General features: G+C 66.4%; 24 protein-coding genes. 9 read left to right on the plus strand and 15 right to left on the minus strand.

What is annotated here, in order from left to right:
* Positions 1-131: 131 nt before the first annotated feature.
* Positions 132-695, minus strand: a complete 564-nt coding sequence (locus LXM90_RS00630; protein ID WP_234081467.1) for a TetR/AcrR family transcriptional regulator — start codon at positions 693-695, stop codon at positions 132-134.
* A 112-nt stretch (positions 696-807) separates the two neighbouring features.
* On the opposite strand from LXM90_RS00630, the gene LXM90_RS00635 reads away from it, so the two are divergent.
* Positions 808-2,208, plus strand: a complete 1,401-nt coding sequence (locus LXM90_RS00635; RefSeq protein WP_234081469.1) for an amidase — start codon at positions 808-810, stop codon at positions 2,206-2,208.
* Positions 2,209-2,535: 327 nt separating this feature from the next.
* Here LXM90_RS00635 and LXM90_RS00640 read toward each other — a convergent pair whose 3' ends face one another.
* The 5 genes from LXM90_RS00640 to LXM90_RS00660 all read right to left on the minus strand — a co-directional run bounded on the left by LXM90_RS00640 (position 2,536) and on the right by LXM90_RS00660 (position 7,883).
* Entirely contained in the window at positions 2,536-3,456 is a 921-nt protein-coding gene (locus LXM90_RS00640; protein WP_234081470.1) for an acetamidase/formamidase family protein, read from the minus strand.
* 47 nt (positions 3,457-3,503) lie between these two features.
* Positions 3,504-4,253 (minus strand): ABC transporter permease, encoded by a 750-nt coding sequence (locus LXM90_RS00645; protein ID WP_419149842.1) that lies wholly within the window; start codon positions 4,251-4,253, stop codon positions 3,504-3,506.
* Between the two features lie 97 nt (positions 4,254-4,350).
* Positions 4,351-5,226, minus strand: coding sequence for an ABC transporter ATP-binding protein (locus LXM90_RS00650; RefSeq protein ID WP_234081472.1), 876 nt, complete (start codon positions 5,224-5,226; stop codon positions 4,351-4,353).
* Positions 5,223-6,260 carry an ABC transporter substrate-binding protein gene (locus LXM90_RS00655; protein ID WP_234081474.1) on the minus strand — a complete coding sequence of 346 codons (1,038 nt, stop codon included), beginning with the start codon at positions 6,258-6,260 and terminating at the stop codon, positions 5,223-5,225. Before LXM90_RS00655 ends, LXM90_RS00650 begins: the two co-directional genes overlap by 4 nt.
* 645 nt (positions 6,261-6,905) lie before the next feature.
* The gene (locus LXM90_RS00660; protein ID WP_205833991.1) at positions 6,906-7,883 is read right to left on the minus strand and encodes a GlxA family transcriptional regulator; all 978 of its coding nucleotides are present in this window, start codon (positions 7,881-7,883) and stop codon (positions 6,906-6,908) included.
* Positions 7,884-8,001: 118 nt separating this feature from the next.
* Between LXM90_RS00660 and LXM90_RS00665 the strand changes: the two genes are divergently transcribed.
* The 5 genes from LXM90_RS00665 to LXM90_RS00685 all read left to right on the plus strand — a co-directional run bounded on the left by LXM90_RS00665 (position 8,002) and on the right by LXM90_RS00685 (position 11,644).
* Positions 8,002-8,679 carry an HD domain-containing protein gene (locus LXM90_RS00665; RefSeq protein WP_205833990.1) on the plus strand — a complete coding sequence of 226 codons (678 nt, stop codon included), beginning with the start codon at positions 8,002-8,004 and terminating at the stop codon, positions 8,677-8,679.
* Positions 8,680-8,890: 211 nt separating this feature from the next.
* Positions 8,891-9,898, plus strand: coding sequence for a CobW family GTP-binding protein (locus tag LXM90_RS00670; protein WP_205833989.1), 1,008 nt, complete (start codon positions 8,891-8,893; stop codon positions 9,896-9,898).
* A gap of 29 nt (positions 9,899-9,927) precedes the next feature.
* On the plus strand, positions 9,928-10,662 hold the full coding sequence (nthB, locus tag LXM90_RS00675; protein ID WP_234081476.1) for a nitrile hydratase subunit beta: 735 nt from the start codon (positions 9,928-9,930) through the stop codon (positions 10,660-10,662).
* A gap of 14 nt (positions 10,663-10,676) precedes the next feature.
* The gene (nthA, locus tag LXM90_RS00680) at positions 10,677-11,300 is read left to right on the plus strand and encodes a nitrile hydratase subunit alpha (protein ID WP_234081477.1); all 624 of its coding nucleotides are present in this window, start codon (positions 10,677-10,679) and stop codon (positions 11,298-11,300) included.
* An 11-nt stretch (positions 11,301-11,311) separates the two neighbouring features.
* On the plus strand, positions 11,312-11,644 hold the full coding sequence (locus tag LXM90_RS00685) for a nitrile hydratase accessory protein (RefSeq protein ID WP_205833986.1): 333 nt from the start codon (positions 11,312-11,314) through the stop codon (positions 11,642-11,644).
* Positions 11,645-11,810: 166 nt separating this feature from the next.
* On the opposite strand, the gene LXM90_RS00690 is transcribed toward LXM90_RS00685, so the two are convergent.
* Positions 11,811-12,443, minus strand: a complete 633-nt coding sequence (locus tag LXM90_RS00690; protein ID WP_012329807.1) for a tyrosine-type recombinase/integrase — start codon at positions 12,441-12,443, stop codon at positions 11,811-11,813.
* A gap of 190 nt (positions 12,444-12,633) precedes the next feature.
* The gene (locus LXM90_RS00695) at positions 12,634-12,909 is read right to left on the minus strand and encodes a DUF6894 family protein (protein WP_042675083.1); all 276 of its coding nucleotides are present in this window, start codon (positions 12,907-12,909) and stop codon (positions 12,634-12,636) included.
* 940 nt (positions 12,910-13,849) lie between these two features.
* Here LXM90_RS00695 and LXM90_RS00700 point away from each other — a divergent pair.
* On the plus strand, positions 13,850-15,541 hold the full coding sequence (locus LXM90_RS00700; RefSeq protein ID WP_205834026.1) for a methyl-accepting chemotaxis protein: 1,692 nt from the start codon (positions 13,850-13,852) through the stop codon (positions 15,539-15,541).
* 224 nt (positions 15,542-15,765) lie between these two features.
* Here the strand turns inward: LXM90_RS00700 and LXM90_RS00705 are convergent, their stop codons facing one another.
* From LXM90_RS00705 to LXM90_RS00715, 3 genes are all read right to left on the minus strand, one after another.
* The gene (locus LXM90_RS00705) at positions 15,766-16,935 is read right to left on the minus strand and encodes a pyridoxal-phosphate-dependent aminotransferase family protein (RefSeq protein WP_234081479.1); all 1,170 of its coding nucleotides are present in this window, start codon (positions 16,933-16,935) and stop codon (positions 15,766-15,768) included.
* A gap of 64 nt (positions 16,936-16,999) precedes the next feature.
* Positions 17,000-17,785 carry an enoyl-CoA hydratase gene (locus tag LXM90_RS00710; RefSeq protein WP_234081481.1) on the minus strand — a complete coding sequence of 262 codons (786 nt, stop codon included), beginning with the start codon at positions 17,783-17,785 and terminating at the stop codon, positions 17,000-17,002.
* On the minus strand, positions 17,782-19,050 hold the full coding sequence (locus LXM90_RS00715) for a CaiB/BaiF CoA transferase family protein (RefSeq protein WP_132368807.1): 1,269 nt from the start codon (positions 19,048-19,050) through the stop codon (positions 17,782-17,784). The genes LXM90_RS00710 and LXM90_RS00715 overlap by 4 nt, the downstream gene beginning before the upstream one ends.
* A 225-nt stretch (positions 19,051-19,275) precedes the next feature.
* On the opposite strand from LXM90_RS00715, the gene LXM90_RS00720 reads away from it, so the two are divergent.
* Together LXM90_RS00720 and LXM90_RS00725 are read left to right on the plus strand one after the other, a co-directional pair.
* The gene (locus LXM90_RS00720; RefSeq protein ID WP_234081482.1) at positions 19,276-20,613 is read left to right on the plus strand and encodes an MFS transporter; all 1,338 of its coding nucleotides are present in this window, start codon (positions 19,276-19,278) and stop codon (positions 20,611-20,613) included.
* 83 nt (positions 20,614-20,696) lie between these two features.
* Entirely contained in the window at positions 20,697-21,410 is a 714-nt protein-coding gene (locus tag LXM90_RS00725; protein ID WP_234081484.1) for a GntR family transcriptional regulator, read from the plus strand.
* Between the two features lie 466 nt (positions 21,411-21,876).
* Here the strand turns inward: LXM90_RS00725 and LXM90_RS00730 are convergent, their stop codons facing one another.
* From LXM90_RS00730 to LXM90_RS00745, 4 genes are all read right to left on the minus strand, one after another.
* Positions 21,877-22,338: an immunity 50 family protein gene (locus LXM90_RS00730; protein ID WP_234081485.1), complete on the minus strand. Its 462-nt coding sequence runs from the start codon at positions 22,336-22,338 to the stop codon at positions 21,877-21,879.
* Positions 22,339-22,712: 374 nt separating this feature from the next.
* Positions 22,713-23,114, minus strand: coding sequence for a DUF6894 family protein (locus tag LXM90_RS00735; protein WP_012322593.1), 402 nt, complete (start codon positions 23,112-23,114; stop codon positions 22,713-22,715).
* Positions 23,115-23,435: 321 nt separating this feature from the next.
* Positions 23,436-25,997, minus strand: coding sequence for a CheR family methyltransferase (locus LXM90_RS00740; RefSeq protein WP_234081486.1), 2,562 nt, complete (start codon positions 25,995-25,997; stop codon positions 23,436-23,438).
* Positions 25,998-26,035: 38 nt separating this feature from the next.
* Positions 26,036-26,290: a hypothetical protein gene (locus LXM90_RS00745; RefSeq protein ID WP_234081487.1), complete on the minus strand. Its 255-nt coding sequence runs from the start codon at positions 26,288-26,290 to the stop codon at positions 26,036-26,038.
* Between the last annotated feature and the right edge of the window lie 124 nt (positions 26,291-26,414).

A 26,414-nucleotide genomic window follows, 5' to 3' on the forward strand; every position in this document is an offset into this window, starting at 1 on the left:
GGGGCCACCGCATCGCTGCCGGAGCGGCGGTGGAACTTGCGTCCGTTTCCAAGGAAGGCGCGGCTGCACGTGAACGACTACGCCGGGTCGGATGCGGACCGTCCGGCCCCCAACCGAGTGTGCAGATCGCACTACGCCGGCAGCAGGCCCGAGGTGCGGTAGTTCTCGATCAGGTCGTCGAACTGCGAGACGTCCGAGCGGCTCCGCGCGTAGAGCTGCGCGCCTGACACCGCGGCGAAGATCGCCCGCGCCCGCGCCTCCGCATCCCCGGGCTTCACCGCCCCGGCCATGACCAGCACCTTGGCGAGCCAGGCGACGTTGACGTCGGCGAAGCCCTGCGTCTCCCGTTGCACGGCCTCCGGCAGGTTGGCGTACTCGGCCGACATGAAGCTGCACAGGCAGAGCCTGTTGCCGTCCTCCAGCGAGCGGCGGAAGGTGCCGGGGTAGAGCCGCAGGCATTCCATCGGGTCGCCGGTCTTCTCCAGCATGGCGTCGAGCTCGACCGCGATGTCCTCCCAGTAGCGCCGCGCCACGGCCGCCCCGAGATCCGCCTTGCTGGCGAAGTGGTGGTAGATGCTCGCCGCCTTGATCCCGACCTCGGCGGCGAGGTCGCGGTAGCTCAATCCGCCGTAGCCGTGCGCCTGCGCGGTCTTCCGCGCGGCGGCCAGGATCGTCTCCTTCGCGTTCGTGCTCACCCCTGTCTCCCTGCCGAAATCGAAAAACCTACCATCCGTTAGTTAGGGGTTGACGGCCCGGAAATCCAGCCCTAACTGTCTGCCTACCGAACGTTAGGCAGGGAAAGCAGCCATGAGCCAGGACATCATCTTCTCCGACGCCACCCGGCTCGCCGCGCTGGTCCGCACCAAGCAACTCTCGCCCGTCGAGGTCGTGAAGGCGCACCTCGACCGCATCGAGGCCGTCGACCCCAAGGTCAACGCCATCGTCACCGTCGCGGAGGAGGCGCTCGCCGCCGCGAAGGAGGCCGAGGCCGCGGTGATGGCGGGCCAGGACCTCGGACCGCTACACGGCGTGCCGTTCACCGTGAAGGACTCCATCGACACCGCCGGCGTGCTCACCCAGCGCGGCTCGCCGATCTTCAAGGGCCGCATTCCCGACGCCGACGCCACCAGCGTCGCCCGCATGAAGAAAGCCGGCGGCATCCTGCTCGCCAAGACCAACCTGCCGGAGTTCTCCTACTGGATCGAGAGCGACAACCTGCTCTCCGGACGCTCGAACAACCCGTGGGACCTCGACCGCACGCCCGGCGGCTCCAGCGGCGGCGAGTCGGCGGCCATCGCGGCGGGCATGTCGCCCCTGGGCCTCGGAACCGACCTCGCCATCTCGGTGCGCGGCCCGGCCGCCCAGACCGGCATCGTGTCGCTGAAGGCCACCCACGGGCGCGTGCCGATGACCGGCATCTGGCCGAGGGCGCCCCGCCGCTTCTGGCACGTCGGCCCGATGGCCCGCTCGATCCGCGACCTTGCGCTCGCCTTCTCGCAGCTCGCCGGCCCGGACGGCCAGGATGCCTTCGCCACCAGTACCGTCCCGTTCGACGCCGGCGTCACGTCCGACCGGAAGCTGCGCGTCGGCTGGATGGTCGGGCCGGGCTTCGGCCCCATCGACACGCAGGTCGCGGCGACGGTGAAGGCGGCCGCCGAAGCCCTGAAGGGCGAGGGTCATCAGGTCGAGGAGGTCCGCATCCCGGCGCTGGAGCGCGACTTCGCCCTGGACGTCTTCAACAAGCTCCACGTCATGGAGATGAAGCCCGCCTTCCGAGAGGCGGTCGCAGGGCACGAGGACCAGATGTACAAGATGGCCAAGACGATGCTGTCGCTCCCCGACACGTCGGTGGAGGACTACGTCGCGGCCGAGCAGGCGGCGGAGCGGCTGCGGGATGGGTACGCGGCCTACTTCCGGAACTTCGACGTGCTCCTGACCCCGGTGCTGCCGGTGCCCGCGCACAAGCACGGCATCCAGGAACTCGTCGTCAACGGTGAGACGGTCGACCTCACCTACCTGCAGGGCGCGACCGTCCCGCTGAACGTGACCGGCCTGCCGGGGTTGTCGATGCGGTTCGGAACGAGCCGCGAGGGCCTGCCGATCAACGTGCAACTGGTGGGAAGCTGGCAGGCGGAGACGACCCTCCTGCGCGCAGCATCGGTGCTGGAAGCGGTGAGCCCGGTCCGGGGGCAACATCCGAGCGTCTGAGAGGTGTGACCGGGGCCGGAGATCTGTCCAGCCCCGGACCGTTGTGACGGCAAAATCGCACGGCGGCCGTCGACGACGTGACGGGCGGCATCGACCGAAGAATGTCGTGGCCGCCGGCTTGAGCGATTTCTGCTTTGGAGACGCACACGAGGGCCGTCCAGTGACTGGAATGGGCGCAAAGCTGAACGGCCGGTTTTGCGATCGTCTGCCATCGGGCATGGCATAGTCTGGCAGCAAGCCGCCAGTCTACTTCTGAGAAAGATAGCCGGGCAAGTGGGCAGGCTTCAACTGGCTAGATCTGGGCGCTGGAGCCAATGTGCTCCAATTTTATCCGAAAGCGGCAAGGATCGCCTTCGGCACCTTGCAGATGTACGTGTATTTCGGATTGACCATTTGCGTGCAGCGCGCCTCGGCGATCTGCGCAAGTAGCAGGTAACCCTCCGGCTCAGGGATGTTCCACTCGTCGGCGAGCCAGTAGATCATGTCGGCGAAGGCGATGCGCATCGCATCCTCGAGCGGGCGGGCGCAGCCGAGCGTGCAGAGATGCGTGGGCGTCTCGATCCGCGGGTGGCCGAGTCGCGCCGGTGCGGGCACGAGGCTCACCCGCAGGGTGACGTTCGCGCCGATCTCGATCGCTCCCATGCCGACGGCTTCGCCGTCGCCCTGGAGCGCGTGACAATCGCCGATGAAGAAATGCGCGCCGGGCTTCTCCACCCGCAGCATCACCGTGTTGCCGGTGGTGACCTCCTGAACGTCGAGGTTGCCGCCATGCGTGCCGTTGTCGACCGTGAGGACCGCGCCGTGGACCGGCGCGACGCCGATGACGCCGGCCATCGGCTTCACCGGCAGCCGGAGCCGGTCGTTCCAGATGACATGGCCGTCGTGCACGTCGACGACCTTGGTCCGGATGCCCCATTCCTTGCGGCGCACCCAGTCCGGGAACATGCCGTGCCCGGGCCAGAGGGAGCTGTAGCCGCGCTGGCCGAGCTCCATGTCGAGGATCTCGACCTTCAGCATGTCGCCGGGCTTGGCGCCCGCGACTTCGATCGGGCCCGTCGCCCCGTTCACGAACGGGAAGGTGACGTCGGCTTCGGTCAGATTCTGCCCGAGCTCCTTGATGACGCCGTCACCGATGTTGATCACGCATTCGACCGTGACGATCTCACCCGGTGCGATCGTCGCCACGAAGGGCTCGTCGCCCGAGAGGGCGTACTTGATCGTTCCCTGCTTGCTGATGCGCTGCGTCACATGGAGCTCCTGGTGGCGATGGCGTTGGTCTTGAGGGGTGGCGCGGGTCAAAGATGATACCGCCAGGGCATGAGCAGCCGTTCGGCCCGGCCGACCAGGAAGGTCAGGACGAGGGCCAGCGCGATCGTGCCGACCAGCGCGGCGAAGACCTTCGGGATCGCGTAGAGGGATCCTGCCTGGAAGATGGCATGGCCCAGGCCCACGGACGAGGACATGAACTCGCCGACGATGGCGCCGATCAGCGCGAAGCCGACGGTGAGCTTCAGGCCGGCGAAGATGTCGGCGAGGCTCGACGGCACGACGAGCTTGGCGAAGATCTGCGGCTTCCGCGCGCCGAGAGTCCGCAGCAGGTTGATCTGGTCCGGGTCGACGCCGAGCGCGCCCTTGTAGGAGGTCACGAGGGCGACCACGACGACCGAGAGCGTCGACATCGCGACCTTCGAGGCGAGCCCGGTGCCGAACCAGATGATGATGATCGGCGCGAGCGCGATGATCGGGATCGAGCCGATCGCGACGATGAAGGGCTGGACGACCCGCGACACGAAGGTCGAGTACCAGAGCGACAGGCCGGCGAGCGTGCCGACGACGTTGCCGATGAGGAACCCGAGCCCCGTCTCGAGGGCCGTCACGCCGGCATCGCGCAGGAGCGTGCCGTCGGCGAGGCCCTGCCAGAGGAACCGGCCGATGGCCGAGGGTGAGCCGAACAGGAAGGCTGATTGCGGGCTCAGGCGCGTCTGCCATTCCCAGACCGTCAGCAGAGCCGCGAGGAGCACGATCTGCACGAGCAGAACGAGCACGCCTGAGCGCAGGCGCGCACCGTCGCGCGGCGGTGCGGGCGGGTCATCCCGGCTCGTCCTGACAACGGTCGCGGGTCCGGTCACGGCATCCGACATCTCAGGACCTCGCTGCAGCCCGGCTGATGCCTTGCCCAGCGCGGCCGAGCGTGGAGCGTGGGATGTCGAGATCGGCCCAGATCTGGCGGACGTAATCGCTGAAACCGGCGCTCTCCCGGGCTCCGATCATGTCGTCGGGCGCACAGTCGAGGTCGATCGCGTAACTGGCCTTGACGGTGGTCGGCCGCCCACTCAGCACGAGTACGCGGTCGGCGATCGAGACGGCTTCCTCGATGTCGTGCGTGATCAGGAGCGCGGACTTGGCCCCGTCGCGCACGAGCCGCACCGTGTCGGCTTCGATCAGGAGCTTTGTCTGGAAGTCGAGCGCCGCGAAGGGCTCGTCAAACAGCAGGACATCCGGATCGTTGATCAGGGTGCGGGCGAGCGCCACGCGCTGGCGCATGCCGCCCGACAGGGTCGCGGGATAGGCCCAGGCGAAACCGTGCAGACCGAGCTGGTCGAGGAGCGCGCGCGCCCGCTCATCGGCTTGCCCGCGCGGCATCCCGCGCAGTTCGGTGCCGAGCTTCACGTTGTCGAGGGCCGTCCGCCAGGGCAGCAGGAGGTCCTTCTGCAGCATGTAACCGATCCCGCTGGGCGTGCGACCGCGGCGCTCGAGGGGCACACCGTTCCAGAGGATGCGGCCGGAGTCCGCCGGCGTGAGACCGCAGACGGCGTTGAGGAGCGTGGTCTTCCCGCAGCCCGAGGGCCCCACGATCGCGACGATCTCTCCGCGGGCGAGGGCGAAGGTGAGATCGCCGACAACCGGCAGGAGGCGGCCGCCCGTCCTATACGCCTTGGCGAGATGCTCTACGGCAAGCGGGCGTGCGACGTGGGGCGCGGCGGGCAGGGGACCTTGGGACACGGGAGCGCCGGTCAACCGGCGCGTTTCGCGGCTTTGTCGGCAAACACATTGTCGACGACCTGATCGAAAGTGAGCGTCCCCTTGATGTTTCCAAGATACTTTTGCATGCCCATAAGGCTCTCCCAGGCGTCCTTCTCGGTCACGACGCTGGATGCCGGGATCTTGTACTTCAGCTCGGCGTCGATTGCCGAATCCACGACCTCGCCCGGCAGATCCGGGAATTCCAGCCGCGCGACCTTCTTGGCGTAGTCCGGATCGCCGTAGGTTTTGCGTCCGGCCTCCTCGAAGGACGTCACCAGAGCCTGCACAGTCTCGGGGGCCTGCTGAATCGTGCCGGGCAGCACCATGATCCCGGTGTTGCAGAAGGGCCCGACGTAGTTCGAGAAATCGAAGACGATTTTCGCGCCCTGCGCCACCGCCTGAGCGACGCCGGGTTGATAGGCGACCGCGATGTCGGCCGCGCCGGCGAGCATGGCAGCGATCTCGGTTCCAGGGCTCACCGGCACGATCGTCGCGTCGGCGCCGAGCTTCATGCCGTTGCTCTCGAGGAGCCGCTTGGTGACGCTGAAATTGGTGTTGGGCTCCGGCGAGGTGGCGATCCGCTTGCCCTTGAAGCCTTTCGGGTCGGTGAAGGGCTCGACCGTCTTCGAGACCGCGAAGTAGTGGGCCCGCTGAACGACGGTCCCGACGACCATCCCGGGGCCGCCGTTCTCGCGCGAGATCACCACCATCGTGGGATCTCCGATGGCGAAATCTGCCGAGCCCCCCAGCACAGCCGCGAAGGTCTGCGTGTCGCCTCCGGCGGCACTCACCTGCATGGCGAGGCCGTTCTTCTCGAAGATGCCGGCGTGCATCCCGACGTAGAGGTTGATGTAGCCCAGGTTGTGGACGGCCTCGCTGAAGCGGACGGTCTTGAGGCCCGCGGCGCGCGCGATCGAGGGCGCCAGCGGCGCGCCGACCGCCAGGCCGGCGATGCCTTTCAGGATCGAGCGCCGATGGAGCATGGGCGACCAAGATTGAGGCATACGATCTCCGGGAGACGTGAGCAAGCGATCGGTAGATTGCTGCAGACGTGCGATGGCTTCGGTATATGATTGTACGATTACCGCCGTCGGCCGGTTCACGACGCAAATTAGCTGCCAGATCAGGCGTGTGCTCCGTGCATTAGGGAGGCCAAGCTGCTCCTTGGGTTGCCCGCGACGGAAGGCGCATGCAATTGCTTCCAATTCGCTGCACCGCCATCACAGCTTGCGCTGTAGGATTGCATTTGGCTGCAGCAGGTCCGAAGCAGTCGACCAGATCTGGCCGGAAGCCGCCGGTCCGCTCCGGAGCAGCGCGCTCGGAAAGCGGATGTTGCCGTTTCAGCCGGTCCCGGCCGTGAATGACCGAGCTCCCGCTAGCGCCGGGAGCTGGCGGGACCACACCATGGCTCACGCTCTATCTCGGACGGCGCCCCGGACGAACTGAAGAAATCACGCAGAAGCCGACGACAGGGGACGCCCCGGGCACCCCATGACGTTGGCGAGAAACGTCACCGTCGGCCGCAGGGCCTTGGCCGTGACCTCTCCCTTGACGGCCATCACGGTCACGGCGTCCGATCTGGTGAAGCCGAGCCCCGCCGCCAGACCGCGCGTCGCGGCCGAACAATCATGCGGCTTCCCAAGCGGCGCGCCACAAACGAGCTCCTGTGCCCGTCATGGTCGAGTGTCACCCGGGGCATGCAGGCGCCGGTACTCGGCGGGCGTGGTGCCGACCCGCCGGACAAAGGCGCGCCGCAGCGTGTCGGCGTCCCGGAACCCGCAGGCGCCAGCGATCTGCTTGAGGGCGACCTCGCCCGCCTCCAGGAGGCGGCGGGCAGCCTCGATCCGGACGGTCTCGACGTAGGCGGCAGGGGTCAGGCCGGTCTCGGCCCGGAATATCCGCGCGAAGTGGCGAGGGCTCATGCCGGTCCGGGCGGCCAGCCTGTCGACGCCATGATCCTCGGCCGGGTGCGCGGCTACCCAGCGCTGGACCTCCTGTAGCGCCGAGCGCCCAGAAGGTGCGCTGACGCCGCGCCGGCTGAACTGCATTTGGCCGCCGCCGCGTTTGAAGAACATGACGAGCTGAGCCGCCACCCGCCGGGCGACCTCAGCCCCGAGGTCCTCCTCCACGAGTGCCAGCGCGAGGTCGAGCCCCGCCGTGACCCCAGCGGCGGTCCGAAGCGGCCCGTCAAACAGGCAGATCGCATCTGCCTCGATCTGCGCTTCAGGGAAGCGCTCGGCCAGCACCTCCGCCACAGCCCAGTGCGTCGTCACGCGGCGACCATCCAGAAGACCGGCCTGCCCGAGCAGGAAGGCCCCGCTGCAGACGGAGCCGTAGCGACGACAGCGGGTCGCCGCAGCGCCGAGCCACGCGAGAAGCTCGGCCCCAAGCGCCGCCTCGTGCATCCGCGGCGCGCCAGCGACCAGGAGCGTGTCAAAGCCCGGGCCCGCATCGGCGGGAGCGATGAGGTCCGGGAGCAACCGCCGTCCCGACGAGGTCGTGATCGGGCCCGATGCGGTCCCAACGAGGGCGAGGCTGTAGATTTCCCGACCGCACTGGGCATTCGCCTCGGCGAAGACGTCGAGGGGTCCTGCCACGTCGAGGAGTTGGACGTCGGGCAAGGCGAGAAGGGCGACTGACCGGGATGGCATGAGGATCCGGTGTCCGAGGGTGTAGGAACGTTGGCAGGAATCATCGCATCACGACGATTGATGCCAAGATAGGTTCCTCCTAGCTCAACAGGACATGCAACGCAAAAGAGCCTCGTCCATGAGCATTCCGTCCCAAGCCGCCATCCCCGAGAGCAAGCTCGCCCTGGCGATCACCGAGTTCGTCCGCGACACCGAGACCGAGCTGCTCTTCAACCATTCGAGCCGGGTCTATCAGTTCGGCGCCCTCGCCGGCGTCCATCGCGGCCTGACCTTCGACCGCGAGCTGCTCTACGCGGGCGCCATGTTTCACGATCTCGGCCTGACGCCGGACCACAGCAGCACGGCGGAGCGCTTCGAGGTGGACGGCGCCAACGCGGCCCGCGAGTTCCTGAAGGCGCACGGCGTGCCGGAGGCGGACGTTTACACCGTCTGGACAGCCATCGCGCTCCACACCACGCCGGGCATCCCGGTCCACATGCATCCGGTGGTCGCCCTGGTCACGGCCGGCGTCGAGATGGACGTGCTGGGCCTGACCTACGCGCAGTATTCCGACGCGGAGCGCGAGGCGGTGGTCTCGGCCTTCCCCCGCACGCCGGACTTCAAGGAAGACATCATCCAGGCCTTCTACGACGGCATCAAGCACAAGCCGGACACCACCTTCGGCAACGTGAAGGCCGACGTGATCGCCGATAAGGAGCCCGGCTTCCGCAAGGGCAACTTCTGTAGCGTGATCCGCGCGTCCCGCTGGCCGGGCGGGACGCATGCCCCGGGCTGCGGCTGCGGCGGGCACGATTGAGCGTCGCCGGCCGGTCGCTCGGACCGGCCGGCTGGCCGCATGGCACGCTGCCTGCAGGGATCGCGGCATTGGTTCCCCGGTGCCATCCCATTCGGGCGTGTCCGAAACTGCGTTTGATCTGGCAGGATCTGTCGTGACGCCGAACTGTACGCCGGCACGAGCGACCGCCTAATCTTCGCGGCACCGAAGCGGAACAAGGTCGAGGTGACGCATGGCGGCGACGGCGGTAAAGGTGCCTGTCACGGTGCTCACGGGCTTCCTGGGATCAGGAAAGACCACCCTCCTCAACCAATTGCTCGCACAGGGCGAGGCCGAGGGGACGGCCGTGATCGTCAACGAGTTCGGCGAGGTCGGCATCGACGGCCACCTCGTCGTAGGCGTCGACGAGGACGTGATTGAGATCAACAACGGCTGCATCTGCTGCACGGTCCGCGCCGACCTCGTCACCACAATCGGGCGCTTGCTCGCGCGGCCGCAGCAGGTGCGACGCATCCTGATCGAGACCACGGGCCTCGCCGACCCGGCCCCCGTCATTCAGAGCTTCATGCTCGACGAGAATCTCCGGGCCCGAACCGAACTCGACGCGCTCTTGACTGTGGTTGATGCCCGCCACAACCCGCTCTGGCTGTCGATGGGCAAGGAGGCCGAGGCCGCAGGCGGGGAGAACGTCGCACGTGAGCAGATCGCCTTCGCCGACCTCCTTCTCCTCAACAAGACCGACCTCGTCGATGAGGCTGCTCTGAAGGCTTGCGAGACCGAGCTTCGCTGCATCAATCCGCTCGCCCGCATCCGGCGCATGCGGGACGGGTCGGTCTCAGCCGCGGAGGTGCTCGGCATCGGCGCATTCGACCTGAAGAACGCGCTGGCCATCGAGCCTGACCTCCTGTCGGACATGGAGCACGCGCACGACGACGCCATCGCGAGCATCTCGCTCCGCCCCGAGGGCGATCTCGATGCAACGGCGTTCTTCGGGTGGCTGAACCGCTTCGTGCAAACGAAGGGCGCCGACATCCTGCGCATCAAGGGCATCGTCGCCCTCGTCGGCGAGGCGCGGCGCTACGTCTTCCACGGCGTGCACATGACCCTCGACGGCCGGCCCGGCAAACCCTGGCGGCCCGGCGAGCCACGGCGCGGGGAAATCGTATTCATCGGCCGCAACCTCGATGCCCAGGAGATCGCGGCCGGCCTTGCGCAGTGCCGTGCGGCGCAGGCGGCCTGAGCGAGCTCACGAAGCTGAACGGAGGCCCCATGAAGCTCCAGCACACCCTTGGCGGCCTCGAAGGCCTCGACCCCGTTCAGCCCGAGCTGCGCGTCTTCGTGGAGCCTTGGGAGGAGCGCATCTTCGGCATTCATACCGCCATGATGGCGCTCAGCCCGCATCTCAACCTGCCGCAGACATCGAGCACCTTCCGCACTGTCTGGACCTGGGCCGACCTGCGCAAGGGCGCCGAGGCCATGAACCCCTTCGACTACTTCAAGTATCGCTACTACGAGAAATGGCTGGGCGGCATCTCGGGCTATTGCGTCACCAACGGGTACATCACGCAGGCCGAGCTCGACGCGCGCGCGGACGAGTACCTCGCCGACCCGGCCAAGCCGCTGCCGTCGGGCGGTACGCCGGAGATCGATGACCGCATCCACAAGTACCTGATGGACGGCGATTCGCCCTGGCACCAGTGGGCGGACAAGCCTCGCTTCACCTTAGGCGACACGGTTCGGGTCGCCGACCCGCCGACAGTCGAGCACACCCGCCTGCCGGGCTACCTGCGCAACAAGGTCGGGGTCGTCGAGACCGTCTACGACGACGCATTCAGCTACCTGTGCTCGACCGGGCCCGACGGCATCGGCCCAGCCATGCCAGTCTACTGCGTGAAGTTCGACCCCCAGCACCTCTGGCCCGGCAACGCCGAGCCCGGCTTCTACATCTACGCCGATCTGTTCGACGCCTACGTACGCCCGGTCCAAGACCGGGCCGCCGCGTAAAGGTGGGAGACCCGATGACCGACCGCTTCGCCTATCCCCAACACCGTGAGGCGCGCAACGCGGCGCGCGTGCGGGCGCTCGAGGCCCTGCTTATTGAGAAGGGCGTGATCACCGATCAGACCGTCGACAAGGTCATGCAGACCTTCGCCACCGAGATGGGGCCGTTCAACGGCGCCAAGCTCATCGCGCGGGCCTGGACCGACGACGCTTTCAAGGCGCTGCTCGTGACCGACACGATGGCGGCCGTCGCGCAACTCGGCCTGCCCACGGGGGCAGCGGGCGCGGAAGGCGAGCACATGCGCGCCGTCGCAAACACGCCACAGGTCCATAACCTCATCATCTGCACGCTGTGCTCCTGCTATCCCTGGCCGGTGCTGGGGCTGCCGCCCTACTGGTACAAGGACCCGTCCTTCCGGGCCCGCGCGGCCAGGGAGCCGCGGGCGGTGCTCAAGGAGTTCGGCCTGGACGTCGACCCTGCGAAGGAGATCCGCACCTGGGACAGCTCGGCGCAGATCCGCTGGTTCGTCGTTCCGGAGCGGCCGGATGGCACCCAGGGCATGAACGAGGACGACCTCGCGAAGCTGGTCACGCCCGAGGCGATGATGGGCGTGGCAGTCGCCCTGCCTAAGGCGGCTTGAGGGCATCCGTCGTGCAAACAAGCTTCGAGCACTTCGCTGCCGCCAGCATGATGGGGCAGCCTGACACGCCGCCCCGTGCCAACGGCAGCCTCTGCTTCCATCAGCCCTGGGAGCGGCAGGCGTTCGGTTTGGCGGTGGCCCTTGCCCGGGACGGCCACTTCGAGTGGGAGGACTTCCGGCAGGCATTGATCGCGGAGATCACGGCGTGGGAATCATCCCATTCTCGCGACGACCCGGGTTGGGACTACTACGAGTGCTGGCTGAATGCCCTTGAACGCGTGACGCGGATCCATTTCGGTTCAGGCAAAGCCGCCCCTTTGGTCCAAACACTGCCAACGGCCTAAAGCGCTCTGATAACGCTCGCAGATGCGTCTGTTGCGCGTGTCGGCTCATTGTTGAGTAACGTCCACTCTTGGGACGCGATCACGGACTACTGTTCGGCAGCAATGGGCGCATTGCTGCTGGGCTGGTCTTGAAGCCCCTCGACACTGACGTCGAGGGGCCGAACGCTCAAATCTCTGTCCCTTCGGCTAGGGTCAGAGCATCCTCGACGTCCACACCGAGGTACCTAACCGTGCTCTCGATCTTGGTATGGCCGAGCAGGATCTGCACCGCTCGCAGATTGCCGGTCCGTTTGTAGATCAGCGACGCCTTCGTACGACGCAAGGAATGGGTCCCGTAGTCCTCGCTACGCAGCCCGATGCCGGTGACCCACTCATCGACTAAGCGCGCATACTGACGAGTGCTGATGTGCGTCACGCCGTCGAGCCTGCTGGGGAAGGCAAAGTCGTCGAGTGTTCCGCCCCTGGCCTCCAGCCATGCCAGGATGCTGGCACGGGCGGGTTCGAGCAGCTCGAACTGCACCGGCCGACCGGTCTTGCGCTGGATGACGATCGCCCGGCTACGGACGCGACCGCCGCTGACCAGGTCGCCGATCCTGAGTTTGACGATGTCGCAGCCGCGCAGCTTGCTGTCGATCGCTAGGTCGAACATTGCGCGGTCGCGCGTGCGCCGTTCGCGGTCGAGCCAGAACCGGATGGCCCAGACCTGCTGAGGTTTGAGGGCGCGCTTGGCGCCGAGCTTGCGGCCAGCGTTCCAGGCTGGCCGCCCTTTCGTGGCCGGATCGTGTGCTGAGTGTCCCATCGTCTATCTCCTCGCCGGCCCGTGCCGACGAGGCGAGAAGAGACCCGAACCGAAGCTTCGTAGAGCGGGCATATGCAGACGTTCCGTTGGCGACCCTACCCAGCCGCCGAGAGCACTGTCGGCGCTTCCCAAAAGCAGCCGTCAGTCGGTCGTCCGGCAACCTTCGGCTCGGGGCAGGTTGCAGACGCTTTTAGGTCTGTGGCTCTTCGCGCTCCGGTATCGGAACATCGCCGATATATAAGCCTGCGAATGTCAGCGTAGCCGAGTAGACGGTGATGTCGTCCTCGTCTCGGACGAGGACTGAGAAGGCTTGCCGATCGCCGTCCTTTGGGATTTCGTCACGGGCGATCGAGGGCAGTGCGCGCATTGCCTCGAAGCGAATGCCCTCGCGGCCATTGCATTCCGATCCTATCGCATCGCGGGAGAGCAATAGCCCATTGTGGATGTCGAAGAAGTAGCGCGGCATGCCGCTCTCCGCAGTTCGGGGCGGGAGCACACGCATCTTCCGGCCACTGGCGCCCTGTGCATCGTGCCAGCGATGCGCGTCTTGTGGCACCCTTGGTCAAAGCCGACAATCACATGGGTTCAGTTCGCTATGGGTCGCGAGCGGTCCCCGCGGCGACGTCCGCTTGGATGCATCCGTCATCCGGAAGCGGATGGGCAGAAAACCACCCACCCCGGTCATTCGGAGGCACATGCCAGCGGGGCTGGACTTGGCCGTAAGCAGAATGACCGCTTCGGAGAAGATTGCTCGGAGAAGCGGACGGTCTTCTACCGACCCACAAGAGACGTTCGAAGGGCCGTCTCGCGATCCCGATAGCGGGCACCAGAGAGACGCAAGAGCTAAGCGCTCCAGCGGTCACAAGATGACAGCAGCGGCGCCAACAATCTCATCCCAATCACCTGTCGAATTGATGAACGATGCCGATTTGCAACACCGCCGTTGATGTGGCGCTCCCCATGGAAACCTACTCGGCCTCACGGCGTTTGCTGGCCCATGTACGCCGCTGAGCCGACCCTTTCTCTGTCTTGGGTAGACGTCGTCCTTGCGCTCTGCATCGGCGCCTCCTGCGCCCTCGTCCTCCTCGCACAACTCTAGCGCGCGGCGCCCCCTTGCACGGGACGGGGGAGGTCGGGGACGGCCGCAAGAACAATCCGGTTGTCGGATTAGGGCGTCTCAGAGAAAGAGCCAATCACCTTTAGTTGACAGCAGACAAGGCCGTCTAATGTCGACTTGGATATAAATATTAAGACTCTTTAGGCGACATGTCGTCTGCTTGGAGGCGGCCTGTGAGGGCGGGAAGCCGGTCCAGGATCACCCCTTCGCGCCCGTGCGGCTGCCCGACCGTCTGCGCTCCGGCAGGCGCCGTCGCGGACGTGCGGGATGCCTCGTCCAGGACCGGATCATGCGCCTTCACCTGACAGTCAAAGCGTCGCTCCTCGCCGCCTTCGGCCTCCTCGCGCTCCTGTGCGCCGGTCAGGCCGTTCTCACGACCCTCACGCTCTCCGGGATCCGGGCCAACGTCACGGGCGTCGCCACGAACTGGCTCCCCTCCGTCGTGGCGATCACCAACATCCGCGCTGCCGCCTCTGAGGTGCGCATCAAGCAGTTGCGCACGCTGACCCTGTCCGGCACTCCCGACAAGCGGGCCGAGAACGCACGACAGATCGACGAGGCCGTCGCGGCGCTCGCCGCCGCCCGGAAGGCCTACGAGCCGCTGATCTCGTCGGCCGAGGAGCGGGCTCTCTACGACGCGTTCGGCGCCACCTGGGAGCGCTACCAGACCGTCGGCCGCGAGGCGGCGCGCCTGGCGGAGGCGGGCCAGGGTGCCGACGGTATCCGGCTCATGGCCGACCCGGCAAATATCGACCTCTACAACGCGGCCCGCGACACGCTGGCCAAGGACGTCGCCCTGAACGAGCGCGGCGCGCGTGCGGATGCCAACAGCGCCATGGCGGCGACGGATGCCGCGACCCTGGCGGCTTACCTCGCCATCGCGTTGAGCGTGCTGGCGGCCTGCGGCGCGACTGTGTTCGTGTTGCTGCGTGTGTCCCGCCCGATCCAAGCGATGACGGGCGCGATGACGGTCCTGGCCGCGGGCGACACGAGCGGCGAGGTGCCCCACCGCGCGCGCCGCGACGAGATCGGCGCGATGGCGGCGGCTGTCCAGGTGTTCAAGGACAACCTGATCCGCACCCGCCGTCTTGAGGAGGAGACCGCGCAGGCGCGCCTGGCCGCCGAGGAGCAGCGCCGGATCGGCATGCGACAGATGGCCGACGGCTTCGAAGCCGCGGTCGGCGGCATCATCGGCATGGTCTCGTCCTCGGCCACCGAGCTGCAGGCTACCGCTCAGGCGATGACTGCCACGGCCACCGAGACCGCGAGCCAGTCGACGACCGTTGCGGCGGCGGCCGAGGAAGCCGCCTCCAACGTCAGCACGGTCGCGGCCGCGGCCGAGGAGCTCGGCTCGTCGGTGCAGGAGATCGGCCGGCAGGTGCAGGGCTCGGCCAGCCTCGCGCACCTCGCGGTGAGCGAGGCCGATCAGACCGGCCTCCGCGTGCAGGAACTCAGCGCCGCCGTCACCCGCATCGGCGACGTCGTCGGGCTGATCTCGAGTATCGCTGGGCAGACCAATCTCCTCGCCCTTAACGCCACCATCGAGGCGGCCCGGGCCGGCGCGGCGGGGCGGGGCTTCGCGGTCGTTGCCTCCGAGGTGAAGGCACTGGCGGAGCAGACCGCCAAGGCCACGCAGGAGATCTCGGGGCAGATCGCGCAGATCCAGGCCTCGACCGGGCAGGCGGTCACGTCGATCGGCGGGATCACCGGGCGGATCCGCGAGATTAGCGGCGTCGCAACCTCGATCGCCGCGGCTGTCGAGGAGCAGGGCGCGGCGACCCAGGAGATCGTCCGCAACGTGGCGCAGGCTTCGGCGGGGACGAACGAGGTGACGGGCAACATCGCCGGCGTGGCGCAGGCCTCGGAGGAGACGGGCGCGGCGGCCGGGCAGGTCCTGTCGGCGGCCTCGGAGCTGTCGCGGCAATCCGAGCACCTCGGCGCCGAGGTCGCCCGCTTCCTCACAACCGTGCGAGCAGCCTGAGCTTCCCTATTGCGCCGTCAATTGACTGAAAATTCGAACGTCCGCTTCCGCCTCATCTACAAGCGGAAGCGGACCAGCCGAAACCCACCCAACCCAGCCATCCAGACGCGCTGAGTTGCGGGACTGGAACTGGCCGAAAACGGCGCGGCCGCTTCTGGATGCATCGCCGTCGAAGCAAACAGCGAGGTTTGACGCGCCGGGACGCCAGTCGGGGCGAGCGTTCTTCACGAAGCGGCGTTGAGGACCGACATGGCCGCGGTCGCGCCGCCCCGTTGATGGGGCACGCCGGCCGCGCCGAGCGCCATCTCTACGCCGGAGAGCGCCCCCATCAGCATCAGGTCGTTACACTCGCCGAGGTGGCCGATGCGGAACACCTTGCCGGACAGCTTGGACAGTCCGGCGCCGAGGGAGATGTTGAACCGGTCGAGGGCGAGCTGCCGGAACCCGTCGGCGTCATGGCCGTCCGGCATGACCACGGCGGTGAGGACGGGCGAGTACTCGCTCGGCTCCTCGCACAGGACCTCGAGCCCCCATCCCTGGACCGCGGCCCGCGTTGCCTTGGCCAGCCGTTCGTGCCGGGCGAAGACTGCCGGCAGGCCTTCTTCGCGCATTATGGCGATTGCCTCCCGCAGCCCGTACAGGAGGTTGGTCGCGGGCGTATAGGGGAAATAGCCGCCCTCGTTCGGCTTGAGCATCTCCTCCCAATCCCAGTACGAGCGCGGCAGGGTGTTGGTCTTCGAAGCCGCGCGGGCCTTCTGCGAGATCGCCGTAAACCCAAGGCCCGGGGGCAGCATCAGGCCCTTCTGGGAGCAGGCGACGGTCACGTCGATGCCCCACTCGTCGTGGCGCAGGTCGGCCGAGCCCAGACCCGAGATGGAGTCGACGAGCAGAAGCGCTGGGTGATGCGCGGCGTCGATCGCGTGCCGGACCTGGGCGATGCGGCTCGTCACGCCCGTCGAGGTCTCGTTGTGGACGACCATCACCGCCTTGATCGCGTGCGCCCTGTCCTCGGCGAGCCTGGCCTCCACGATGGCCGGATCCACGCCGTGGCGCCAGTCGCCCGGTACGAACTCAACTGTGATGCCCCATCGGGCGGCCATCTTGCTCCATAGCGTGGCGAAATGCCCGGTCTCGAACATCAACACCCGGTTGCCCGGCGAGAGCGTGTTGACGATCGTCGCCTCCCACGCCCCCGTGCCGGAGCCGGGAAAGATCACGACGGGCCCCTCGGTCTGGAAGATCGCCCGGCACCCTTCGAGCACCTCCCGACCGAGCCGGCCGAATTCCGGCCCCCGGTGATCGATCACCTGCCGGTCCATCGCCTGGAGAACACGCTCGGGCACCGGGCTCGGGCCGGGGATGTTGAGAAAATGCCGTCCCTGGGGAAGGGTCATGACGTGTCCTCTTCCAGTGCTGTCGCGAATGAGCCGTGCTGATTGTCGGATCAGGGCCGCGACGTCAGGCGCCCGACCAGGCCGCGGGTTTTTTGTCGAGGAATGCCCGAACACCCTGGGCGAAATCCTGGCTGCCGTAGCAAGCTCGAATGCCGTCGCTACCGTCGGCGTCGGGATCGAGGGCGAGCGCGGCCAGCATCTCCCGGGTCACGCGCATGGTCACCGGCGCGTGGCTGATCAGACGCTGGCAGAGCTGCGCGACCGTGGCGTCCAGCGTCTCGGGGCTGGCGATCGCGGCGAGGTAGCCAAGCGGCTCCAGGCTCTCGGCCGTCGGCATGTCGGCGAGCAGAAGCATTCGTTTGACGGTGCTCAGGCCCAGCGTCGCCGTCAAACGACGCAAGTTCGCGGGCGACAGACAATTGCCGAGGGTGCGGGCGATCGGAACGCCGAACCGCGCGCCCGGTGTGGCCACGCGCAGGTCGCAGGCATTGGCGATCGCGAGTCCGCCGCCGACTGCCAGCCCCTCGATGACAGCGACTGTCGGGACGCGCACGCGTTCCAGCCCAGCGACATAGGCATCGATCCGTGCCTCGTAGGCCACCCCGTCCTCCCCGGTGAACCCCACGAACTGCTCGATGTCGGTGCCGGCAACGAAGGCTTTGCCGCCAGCCCCGCGCAGGGCCGCGACGCGGATCGACGGGTCAGCCTCGATCTGGGCGAGGCCGTCGGCCAGCTCCTCGTACATCCGCCACGTCATCGCGTTGCGGGCGGCGGGCCGGTCGAATGTCAGATGGGCGATGCCATCCTCGGCGCGATAGCGGACCGCGCCCTCCCGCTCGGTCGCACTCACGGTGCGAACGCGCCGCCCGCGCGCAGCGCCTCGGTATCGTCGTCGTCAAGGCCGAGCTCCCGGAGCAGGCTCTCGGTATGCTCGCCAAGTAGCGGGGCATGCATCCGGGTGCGCGGCGGCGTCCCTGAGAACTTCACAGGGAAGCCGATGTTGGGCACGCTGCCCTCGTTGGGATGCGGAACCTCAATCCGCATCTCACGATGGCGGCCGTGCTCGCTCTCGAACGCTTCCGGATAGCTGTTCATGCGCCCCGCCGGGATGCCGACCGCGAGCAGGTGGGTCACCCACTCCTCGGCGGTCCGTTCGGCGAAGCTCTTCTCCAATTCCTCGATCAGCACGTCGCGGTTGGCGAGTCGCGCCGGGATGTCTGCAAAGCGTGGATCGTCGACGAGGTCAGCTCGCGCCAGGACTTCGCAGAGAAGCCGCCAGAGCTTTTGGTTGGTCGCGCCCATGACGAAATAGCCGTCTGAGGCGCGCACCGCCTGATAGGGCGCGCTCATCAAGTTCGCAGTCCCGAGTGGTTTCGGGATGCGACCGGTGCCCCAATACTCCGAGATGTCCCAGATCGAGAACGCCAGGGCGGAGTCGAACAGCGAAGCGTCGATGTACTGGCCCTCGCCGGTCGTCTGCCGGCCAATATACGCGCTCAGGATTCCGTAGACGCAGAACAGCGCGCAGCCGATGTCGGCAACCGGCACGCCAGCCTTGACGGGCGGCCCGCCGGGATGGCCGGTCACGCTCATCACCCCCGACATCGCCTGTGCCATTAGATCGTAGCCAGGCCGCATCGCCCAGGGACCAGACTGACCGAAACCCGAGATGCTAGCATAGATTAGACGCGGGTTGTGCTCGCGCAGCACCTCGTAACCGAGCCCGAGCTTCTTCATCACACCCGGCCGGTAATTCTCGACCAAAATATCGGCGGTGGTCACGAGCTTCATGAACAGTGCACGGCCAGCCTCGCTCTTCAGGTTGAGTGCGATGCTACGCTTGTTCCGGTTCATATTGAGGAAACCCATGCTGTCGGGCCCCTTCATCTTGAATCCCATGGCACCACGGGTTTGGTCTCCCGTGCCCGGCGGCTCGACCTTGATGACGTCGGCGCCGAGATCCGCGAGCAGCATGCTGCAGAATGGACCCGCCATGACCTGCGTGACGTCGAGAACCCGCAGCCCCGCAAGTGGCAGCGGACGGGCGGGCGCCGTAGCAACCTCATCCTCTGACGCCTGAGCCGAGCGATCGTCGGGACGGCCGATCTTATCCATCTGAAGCTCTCCTCCCGCGGCGCATCTCAGGCGTCGCTTTTTGCATTCTGCATGCATAAGACGATTTCCGGCGCGTGCAACGGAATTCCGAACATCGCGCATAAAATTGCATTTTGCGTGCAAAATGCATCTTGCGGAGCCCAGCTCCGGCGCGCAGTCTGAGCCGAGTCAAGCAGCGACATGCGATGGGTGCGGAGACAACCGCGTCCACGGGAGGAACAGCCGATGAGCCTAGGATCCGGCGGCGTCACGCACGCCCTACGCCGTACGTTTACGACGACGCGCGGGCGTGTATTCGCGCTGCTCTGCCTCGTCTACTTCATCACGTACGTCGATCGGGTGAACCTATCGACGTTGGCGCCGCTGATGGCGACCGACCTTCACCTGAACAACGTCGAGCTGGGCTTTGCCCTGTCCTCGTTCGGCTACACCTACGCGCTGTTCCAGATTCTAGGCGGAATGACCGCCGATCGCCTTGGCGCGCGTCGGACCCTGGTCCTGTGCGGGATTGTGTGGACGGTTGGAACGCTCCTGACCGGGTTTGTCGGCGGCCTGGTCACACTTGTCCTCGCCCGACTGCTTCTCGGCGTAGGCGAGGGCGCGACCTTCCCTGCCGCCACCACCGCGATGACACGCTGGGTTCCACAGGCCGAGCGCGGCTACGCACAAGGTGTCGTCCACTCGTGCTCGCGGCTGGCCAACACCGTAACGCCGCCCTTGGTCGTTCTGATGGCGGCCTATCTCGGCTGGCGGGGCACCTTCATAGCGCTCGCAGCGGTGAGTTTGTCCTGGATCGTCGTCTGGGGCCTTTACTTCCGAGATGAGCCGAGCGCCCATCCGGGTTGCACGCCGGAGGAGCTGGCGGAGTTGCCGGCACCGCGCAAGGCGATCGGTGGGCCGTCGGAGCCGACCCCTTGGTCGGCGCTCCTGCGCGGTATGCTGCCGACCACGCTGGTGTACTTCTGCTATAACTGGACCTTGTGGCTCTACGTGACTTGGCTGCCGAGCTACTTCGTCAAGGCGCAGGGCCTTAACATCAAGGAATCGGCGTTCTTCGCCTTCGGTGTGTTCGGTGCCGGCGTTGTCGGCGATGCCTTGGGTGGCATCTGGGCCGACCGCATCTATCGCCGTACCAACGACCTCGCGCGGGCGCGTCGCACGGTCATCGTCGTGAGCCTGCTCGGCTCGATGGTCTGCTTGCTTCCCGTGCTCTTCGTTCACGAACTCGCGGTCGTCGCCCTCTGTTTGAGCGGCGCGTTCTTCTTCCTCGAACTGACGGTTGGCCCGATCTGGGCGATCCCGATGGATGTGGCACCCAAGCACGCGGGCACGGCCAGCGGCATCATGAACACCGGCTCGGCGATCGCAGGCATCGTTTCGCCGCTGGCCTTCGGCGTGATCGCTCAGCTTTCCGGAAGCTATGCCCTGCCTTTCGTCGGCTCGATAGCCCTGCTGCTCGTCGGTGCGGTTTTGGCTTGGCGGCGCCTACCACGGGGCGAGGTGACAGGGAGCGAGACGGCGCATGCGCTGTCGCCGACAGCGGTAACCGGAAACGCGGTTTAGCGGGATGCGGTCGCCGAAAAATGTTGCCGGGCGCGCAGCTTCGATATGAAACGGCAGGACAGAGAGACCTCCTGACGAATGCGATGACGCAGCCGACGACCCTTATCCGGACCAACCTCCACGACATGCTCGTCGCGGGCATTCGCGAGATGGTGATCGCCGGGGCACTGCGCCCCGGCGACAAGATCTCTGAACAAGCGCTCTGCCAGCGATACGGCGTCTCGCGTACGCCGTTGCGAGAAGCGCTGAAGGTGCTCGCCTCGGAAGGCATGCTCGAGCTGCTGCCTAGGCGCGGCGCCATCGTGGCGAATGTCAGTCCGGAGGAGATTGACGAGCTGTTCCCCGTGATGGCAGCCCTTGAGGCGCTCGCGGGTGAATTGGTATGCAAGCATGCCAGCGATGCAGACTTGGCGCGCTTAGGTGCCATCCATGAGCATATGATGCGCGCGCATGCAGCCAAGGATGAGCCGACATACTTGGAGGCGAACCGCAGCTTCCACGAGACCCTGGTGTCCGTAGCCGGAAACGCCACGCTGACAGCCAGCTATATGCAGATCCTGATGCGGACTCGGGCGTTTCGTTTCGTGGCTCGCAAGAGCCCGGAGAATTGGCAGGCCGCAGTGCGTGATCACCACGCCATCATGGACGCTTTGAAGGTCCGCAACGCCACTCGATTGTCCCGGCTTCTGCGGCGGCACGTGATGGGTGTGACGGTCAAGATCGCTCGGGATGCCATCGCCGCAGCCGCAGACGGGAACGCCTCCATCGAAGCCGGCGAGCTGCCGAAATCCGCCTGACAGCAGACCGAACTTGGCCGAAAACGGAATGGCTGCTTCCGGGCAGATGTATGGAAAAAGCGGACGGCCTTCTATCGACCCGATCCGGCCGCCGGGACCGCCGCCAGCACTTCTCCAGAGCGGTCGTTCATCGGCCCTTCGGCGGCTACGGCTCAGGGCGGAAAGCGGTCGGTCCGGCAGCGCTATTTGCAGTATTACGGCATCGAGTTAGGGTCGCCGGGCCAATGCTTCGTAGGGTCGTCGCGTTCGCCTGACGCACTTGCCAGCCATCGCCTTCGACCAAGACGGCGCGGCTTCTGAGAAAGGTAGAAAACTGCGGCTAAAACAACCAGAGCCACCGCGACGCCAATAACCACTAGCAAAGCCTCATACATCGCGCCGCTCCAAGGCCGTGGTCTATCTTACGATCGGCCAATTCCAATGTCTCATCCACCCACTGAAGCTAGCTAAAGTTGGAAATTGAGCTTCATGCGTCCATGGTATTTGGCGCACCCGGCTGGAGGGTGATTGAGACGGAGCGCGCACGGATCAGACCATCCAAGCCGTAGCAGGGCTCAAGCTCGATCTCGATGTCTCTTGGTAGCGGATCGAGAGCAAGATGGCCCCGCCGCTCTGGGCGGTCAGGCGCGCGGCGCAGGATCAGCCCACCGATGACGTTCTGATGGCTGAAACCATCGAGTTGCAGGTCCATGATCCCGTCGAGGGCAAACGACACGATGGCCTGCCGTTCGAGCATAAGGAAGCCACCCTCGCCGACCTTATCCGTCGTGATCCAACCATGAAGGCGTAGCGTGCTCTGCCCTTTGCGTCGAAGATCGAGGCTCAAAATCTCAGCGTCGTGGAAGCTCGGCACGCGACCGAACCAACGCAGAAGCTCCGCGCCACCGGACACCTCATGGTAGATCGTTTCGTCCTGTTCGGCCGCCATGCAGAACATTCAGCCATGGCCACGAAGGGTCTGCAATGGGTCGGGAGCGGGCGGAGCAACCACGTCCGCTTCCTTACCTTATCGCCCGTTAGCAGACCGGCAGAAAAGCACCCAACCTAGCGTTCAGTGGCGCCAGCCAGCGAGGCCGGAAGTGGCCGTACGCGGAATGGCTGCTTCGGAGCAGGTGTGCCGGAAAAGCGGACGGCCTCCTATCGACCCAACTCAGCCGCCGGGAACGCCATTTGCGTTTCTCCAAAGCGGTCGTTCGTCGGCCGCTCCGCAAGTTCGGCTCGGGGTGGGCTGCAGACCTTAGCCCATCTCCCGAGAGCGGCCATTCCGCTTCCAATGGATGAGGCCTCTTCTTGACCTTACCACTAGCGACCAGTTCGCTTCGCGATATCGAGGAGACGCTGGGTCTCTGCCAGCGTCACATTCAACTTCGCGTGCGCTTCGCGAAGCTCTACAATCAGTCCTGCCGTGCGCCTCATCTCCGCTCGACCTTTGTGAAGCTGTAGCTTGGCCGGTTGTTTTGTGCGCTTTTGCCCGCGATCGAGTACCTCAGCGAAAGGCACCGCCATCAGAACGGTGCCATGCGCATCGGTGATCTCGAAGCCATACCGGATTGGGTTCTTCGCGGTGGAGGCCAGATCGGAGCCCATTCCCGGCACAGCCTTGAAGGCTTCAAGATATGCCGCCTCAACGCTGGCGAGATCCAAGCCTTCGTCGTCGTGGTCCAGACCGTCCGGACCACGGAGGTGGAAGTAGAATTTAGGCATCTACCGTTCGCGATGAAGGTGCCTTCTTAATGCCAGCGTGCTCTGGTCGATCTGGATCGCCAAGTTTCAGGGCGTACAGCGGAAATCTTGGCCGATCAGTCGCACCCTTGGAGAACAGAACTTCGAACCTTTGTACTGCCTGGAAGCTGACGTGTCACCTTCGGCCCAGGCCGGCGTTACGATCCGACCCCTCCGACCAAACGCGGCCGGGCTCTGCCAAACCGTGCCGCTTCCCCGCCGCGCTGACGCTGTTGAGCATCTCCGATCGCACCAGCGCGTGCTGGCCGCCAACATCCCACGCGAGGTGGGCAGATCCGTCGGTCATTCCTGCTCCAGCAGGTTCGTGAAGTTTGCGACGATCCCGGGCCTCCGGCCGCCCTTGCGGGACGAGGCCATCAACCGGACCCGGTAGCGGGCGCCGTCCGCCCCCTCGATCGTCCGCTCGGAGGGACGGTTCGCCGCCAGCACTGTCGGGATCTCGTCCACCAGCCATGCCAGGGGGATCGGCGCCGAAAAGTTGCGCAAGGACCGGCCGACGTCGCTCGGCTGCAAGCCGAAGATCTGCGCCGCTGCGTTGGTGAACATGCGGATGTGGAAATCCGGTGTCAGGAGTACGCTCGCGATGTTCATGCCCTCGAACAGCGTGGCCTGATCGTCGGTCAACTGATCGACGGCCTCGATCTTGGACGCGAGCTCGGAGTTCATTGTCTGAAGCTCCTCATTCAGAGACTGTGTCTCCTCCTTCGAAGCCTCAAGCTCCTCGTTGGCGGCCTGCATCTCTTCGTTGACGGAGTAAAGTTCCTCGTTCGAAGATTTTAGCTCCTCAAGGGACGTCTCATACTCCTCGATCACGGCCTGGAGCCGTTCGCGCGTCACGCTCAATTCGCGCTCCAGGCCCTGGAGCGCCGTGTCCCGCTCGTTCGCCTTCAGGGCCTGCTGCCGCTCCCTCTCGACCGGCGCGGCCGCCTCGTTGAACACGACCAGGAAGAGCGGCTCGACCGCGCCGGGCGTGTTCAGCGGCTTGACCACAAGGGAGATCGACTGGAAACGGCCGTCCGGCAGCTCGACGCCGATGCCTTCGCGCACGACCAGAATGTTGCCCTCGATCGCCTCGCGCAAGGCAGTCCGGAGATCCAGCCGCAGGCCTTTACGCGCCATCGCAGCCAGCTCCCGGGTCGGCTGGCCGGGCACGACCTCCAGGTGATCGCCGATCCGCGATGAGTAGTGCACGGCCTCGCCCGTCCGCGTCACGACCGCGTGGGGCGGCGTGAACTCGGACAGCATCTGCGTCTCGACCGCGTGTCGCAGGGCGGCGTGCGTCGTCACGTTGCGCCGCTGCGGGTGGCCCGCATTTGCAAGGATTGGCGTATCCGTCCCGGACATCGGCCGCAACCGGGCCGGCGGGATCGCGTCGCGAGCCTGGAAGATGCGGTGCTGCTTGTCGATCGTCTCGAACAGGTCCTCGAACCGCGTCACGTTCTCGGCCATGCCGATAAACAAATAGCCGCGCGGGCGCAGGGCGTAGTGCAGAACCGGCATCAGCTGTTGCTGGGCCTCGACGCCGAGGTAGATCATCAGGTTGCGGCAGGACACGAGATCGAGGCGCGAGAACGGCGGATCGCGCAGCACATTGTGAGGGGCGAAGGTGCACAGGTCGCGCACGGCCTTCTCGACCACCGCGCTGTCGCCCTCGACGACGAAATGCTGCCCGATCCGCTCAGGCGAGACGGCGGACAGGTAGGCTGTCGGGTAGCGGCCAGTCCGGGCGACCGTGAGCGCGCGCTCGTCGATGTCAGTGGCGAAGATCTGCACGCGCGGCGGATCCGCCAGGGTGACCATGTGCTCGCGCAGGAGGATGGCCAGAGAGTAGACCTCCTCACCGGTCGAGCAGGCCGGCACCCAAATCCGTATGACATCGGTCGCCGCGCGTGCGTCGAACAGCTTTGGGATGACCTGGGCGGTCAGGGCCTCGAAGGCAGCGGCATCGCGGAAGAAGTTCGTCACACCAATCAGCAAGTCCCGGAACAGCACCCCAACCTCGGCCGGGTCAGCCCGCAGCAGCTTGAGATAGCTGTCCAGTCCGGACGCGCCGACGACGCCGATGCGCCGCTGCAGGCGGCGTCCGAAGGTGCTTGGCTTGTAGCCCGAGAAGTCGTGGCCGACCTGCCGGCGGAGGATGGCGAAGATCTCGGTGAGAAGCTCGGCCTCGAACTCCCGCGCGACCCCGTCGGCCTGCGCATCCGGTGCGTTCGGCGCGGCGGCGACGTGCGCGGCGATCCGGTCGCCCATCCGTTCGGCCGTCTCGCCGAAATCAACGAAGCCGGTCCGCAGCGAGCTGAGCGGCATGTCGGCGGTCTCGGGGCCGTAGCCATCCGCGGTCTGGGCCAGGGTCAGGCCACCGTGCTCCTTGATCGCCTTGATGCCGATGGCGCCGTCGCCGTCGCCGCCGGACAGTATCACACCGACCGCACGCTCGCCCTGGTCGAGGGCCAGGGCTGTCAGGAAGATGTCGATCGGCTTGGTTTGGCGGCCCTCCCCAAGCGGGGTCAACGTCAGCCGCCCGCCCGCGATGCCCATGACGAAACCGGATGGCATGACGTAGACGGTGCCCGGCCCCACCGGGACGCCGTCGGCGGCGGCTTCGACCTTGAGCGGCGTGAGCCGGGCCAGCACGTCCGGGAGCAGGCTCTTGTGCTCCCGGCCGAGATGCGTGACGACGACGAAGGCCGCCTCCAGCCTCTCCGGCACCCCGCGGAAAAAGCCCCGCATCGCCTCGATGCCGCCCGCGGACGCGCCGATGCCGACGATCGGAAAGTGGTCCTGGTCTATCACCGCGTTCTTAGCCCTCGGATCAATGCCGCGCCGTGCAACAGGTCCCAGCATCACGTGTTCTGGCCCGATGTCGAGGACGGCTGCGCGGATCAGCTGTCGTGCGTGGCTTCCTGCACCACGTAGGCGAGGCAGCGGGCCCGAGCCTCGGGGCTCTTCAGCCGCACGAACAGGCGCAGCAGCGCCACCACTTCGGCGGGATGATCTTCGCCGGGATGATCCAGCCCTTCCACGATCATGCCGGCGTCCGGTGTCCCGGGCGGGTAAGCCGTTAGGAACGTCGCGATTGGGACGCCCAGCGTCTGGGCGATGCGGACCAGCGCACCGCCGTCGTCGTCGTGATTCATCCTGGCCTCCTCGCCGATCTCTGTGCCGCGTCGCTTAATGTACGGCGATCCCGGCCGCCCGCGGCCCCATCACGCGGGCGATGCGACGCCCTACATGGTGGAGCACGTGGCCGAGTAGCAGACG

The sequence above is a fragment of the Methylobacterium oryzae genome (assembly GCF_021398735.1).
GTDB lineage: Bacteria > Pseudomonadota > Alphaproteobacteria > Rhizobiales > Beijerinckiaceae > Methylobacterium.

Bases quoted from the DNA above. Each gene is read 5' to 3' on its own strand.
- LXM90_RS00690 (WP_012329807.1), bottom strand. From the start codon at position 12,443: ATGGGACACTCAGCACACGATCCGGCCACGAAAGGGCGGCCAGCCTGG.
- LXM90_RS00730 (WP_234081485.1), bottom strand. From the start codon at position 22,338: ATGGCGGCCGAACAGGACGAAACGATCTACCATGAGGTGTCCGGTGGC.
- LXM90_RS00695 (WP_042675083.1), bottom strand. From the start codon at position 12,909: ATGCCGCGCTACTTCTTCGACATCCACAATGGGCTATTGCTCTCCCGC.
- LXM90_RS00665 (WP_205833990.1), top strand. From the start codon at position 8,002: ATGAGCATTCCGTCCCAAGCCGCCATCCCCGAGAGCAAGCTCGCCCTG.
- LXM90_RS00635 (WP_234081469.1), top strand. From the start codon at position 808: ATGAGCCAGGACATCATCTTCTCCGACGCCACCCGGCTCGCCGCGCTG.
- LXM90_RS00705 (WP_234081479.1), bottom strand. From the start codon at position 16,935: ATGACCCTTCCCCAGGGACGGCATTTTCTCAACATCCCCGGCCCGAGC.
- nthA (WP_234081477.1), top strand. From the start codon at position 10,677: ATGACCGACCGCTTCGCCTATCCCCAACACCGTGAGGCGCGCAACGCG.
- nthB (WP_234081476.1), top strand. From the start codon at position 9,928: ATGAAGCTCCAGCACACCCTTGGCGGCCTCGAAGGCCTCGACCCCGTT.
- LXM90_RS00715 (WP_132368807.1), bottom strand. From the start codon at position 19,050: ATGGATAAGATCGGCCGTCCCGACGATCGCTCGGCTCAGGCGTCAGAG.
- LXM90_RS00740 (WP_234081486.1), bottom strand. From the start codon at position 25,997: ATGCTGGGACCTGTTGCACGGCGCGGCATTGATCCGAGGGCTAAGAAC.
- LXM90_RS00720 (WP_234081482.1), top strand. From the start codon at position 19,276: ATGAGCCTAGGATCCGGCGGCGTCACGCACGCCCTACGCCGTACGTTT.
- LXM90_RS00660 (WP_205833991.1), bottom strand. From the start codon at position 7,883: ATGCCATCCCGGTCAGTCGCCCTTCTCGCCTTGCCCGACGTCCAACTC.
- LXM90_RS00700 (WP_205834026.1), top strand. From the start codon at position 13,850: ATGCGCCTTCACCTGACAGTCAAAGCGTCGCTCCTCGCCGCCTTCGGC.
- LXM90_RS00745 (WP_234081487.1), bottom strand. From the start codon at position 26,290: ATGAATCACGACGACGACGGCGGTGCGCTGGTCCGCATCGCCCAGACG.
- LXM90_RS00670 (WP_205833989.1), top strand. From the start codon at position 8,891: ATGGCGGCGACGGCGGTAAAGGTGCCTGTCACGGTGCTCACGGGCTTC.
- LXM90_RS00725 (WP_234081484.1), top strand. From the start codon at position 20,697: ATGACGCAGCCGACGACCCTTATCCGGACCAACCTCCACGACATGCTC.
- LXM90_RS00735 (WP_012322593.1), bottom strand. From the start codon at position 23,114: ATGCCTAAATTCTACTTCCACCTCCGTGGTCCGGACGGTCTGGACCAC.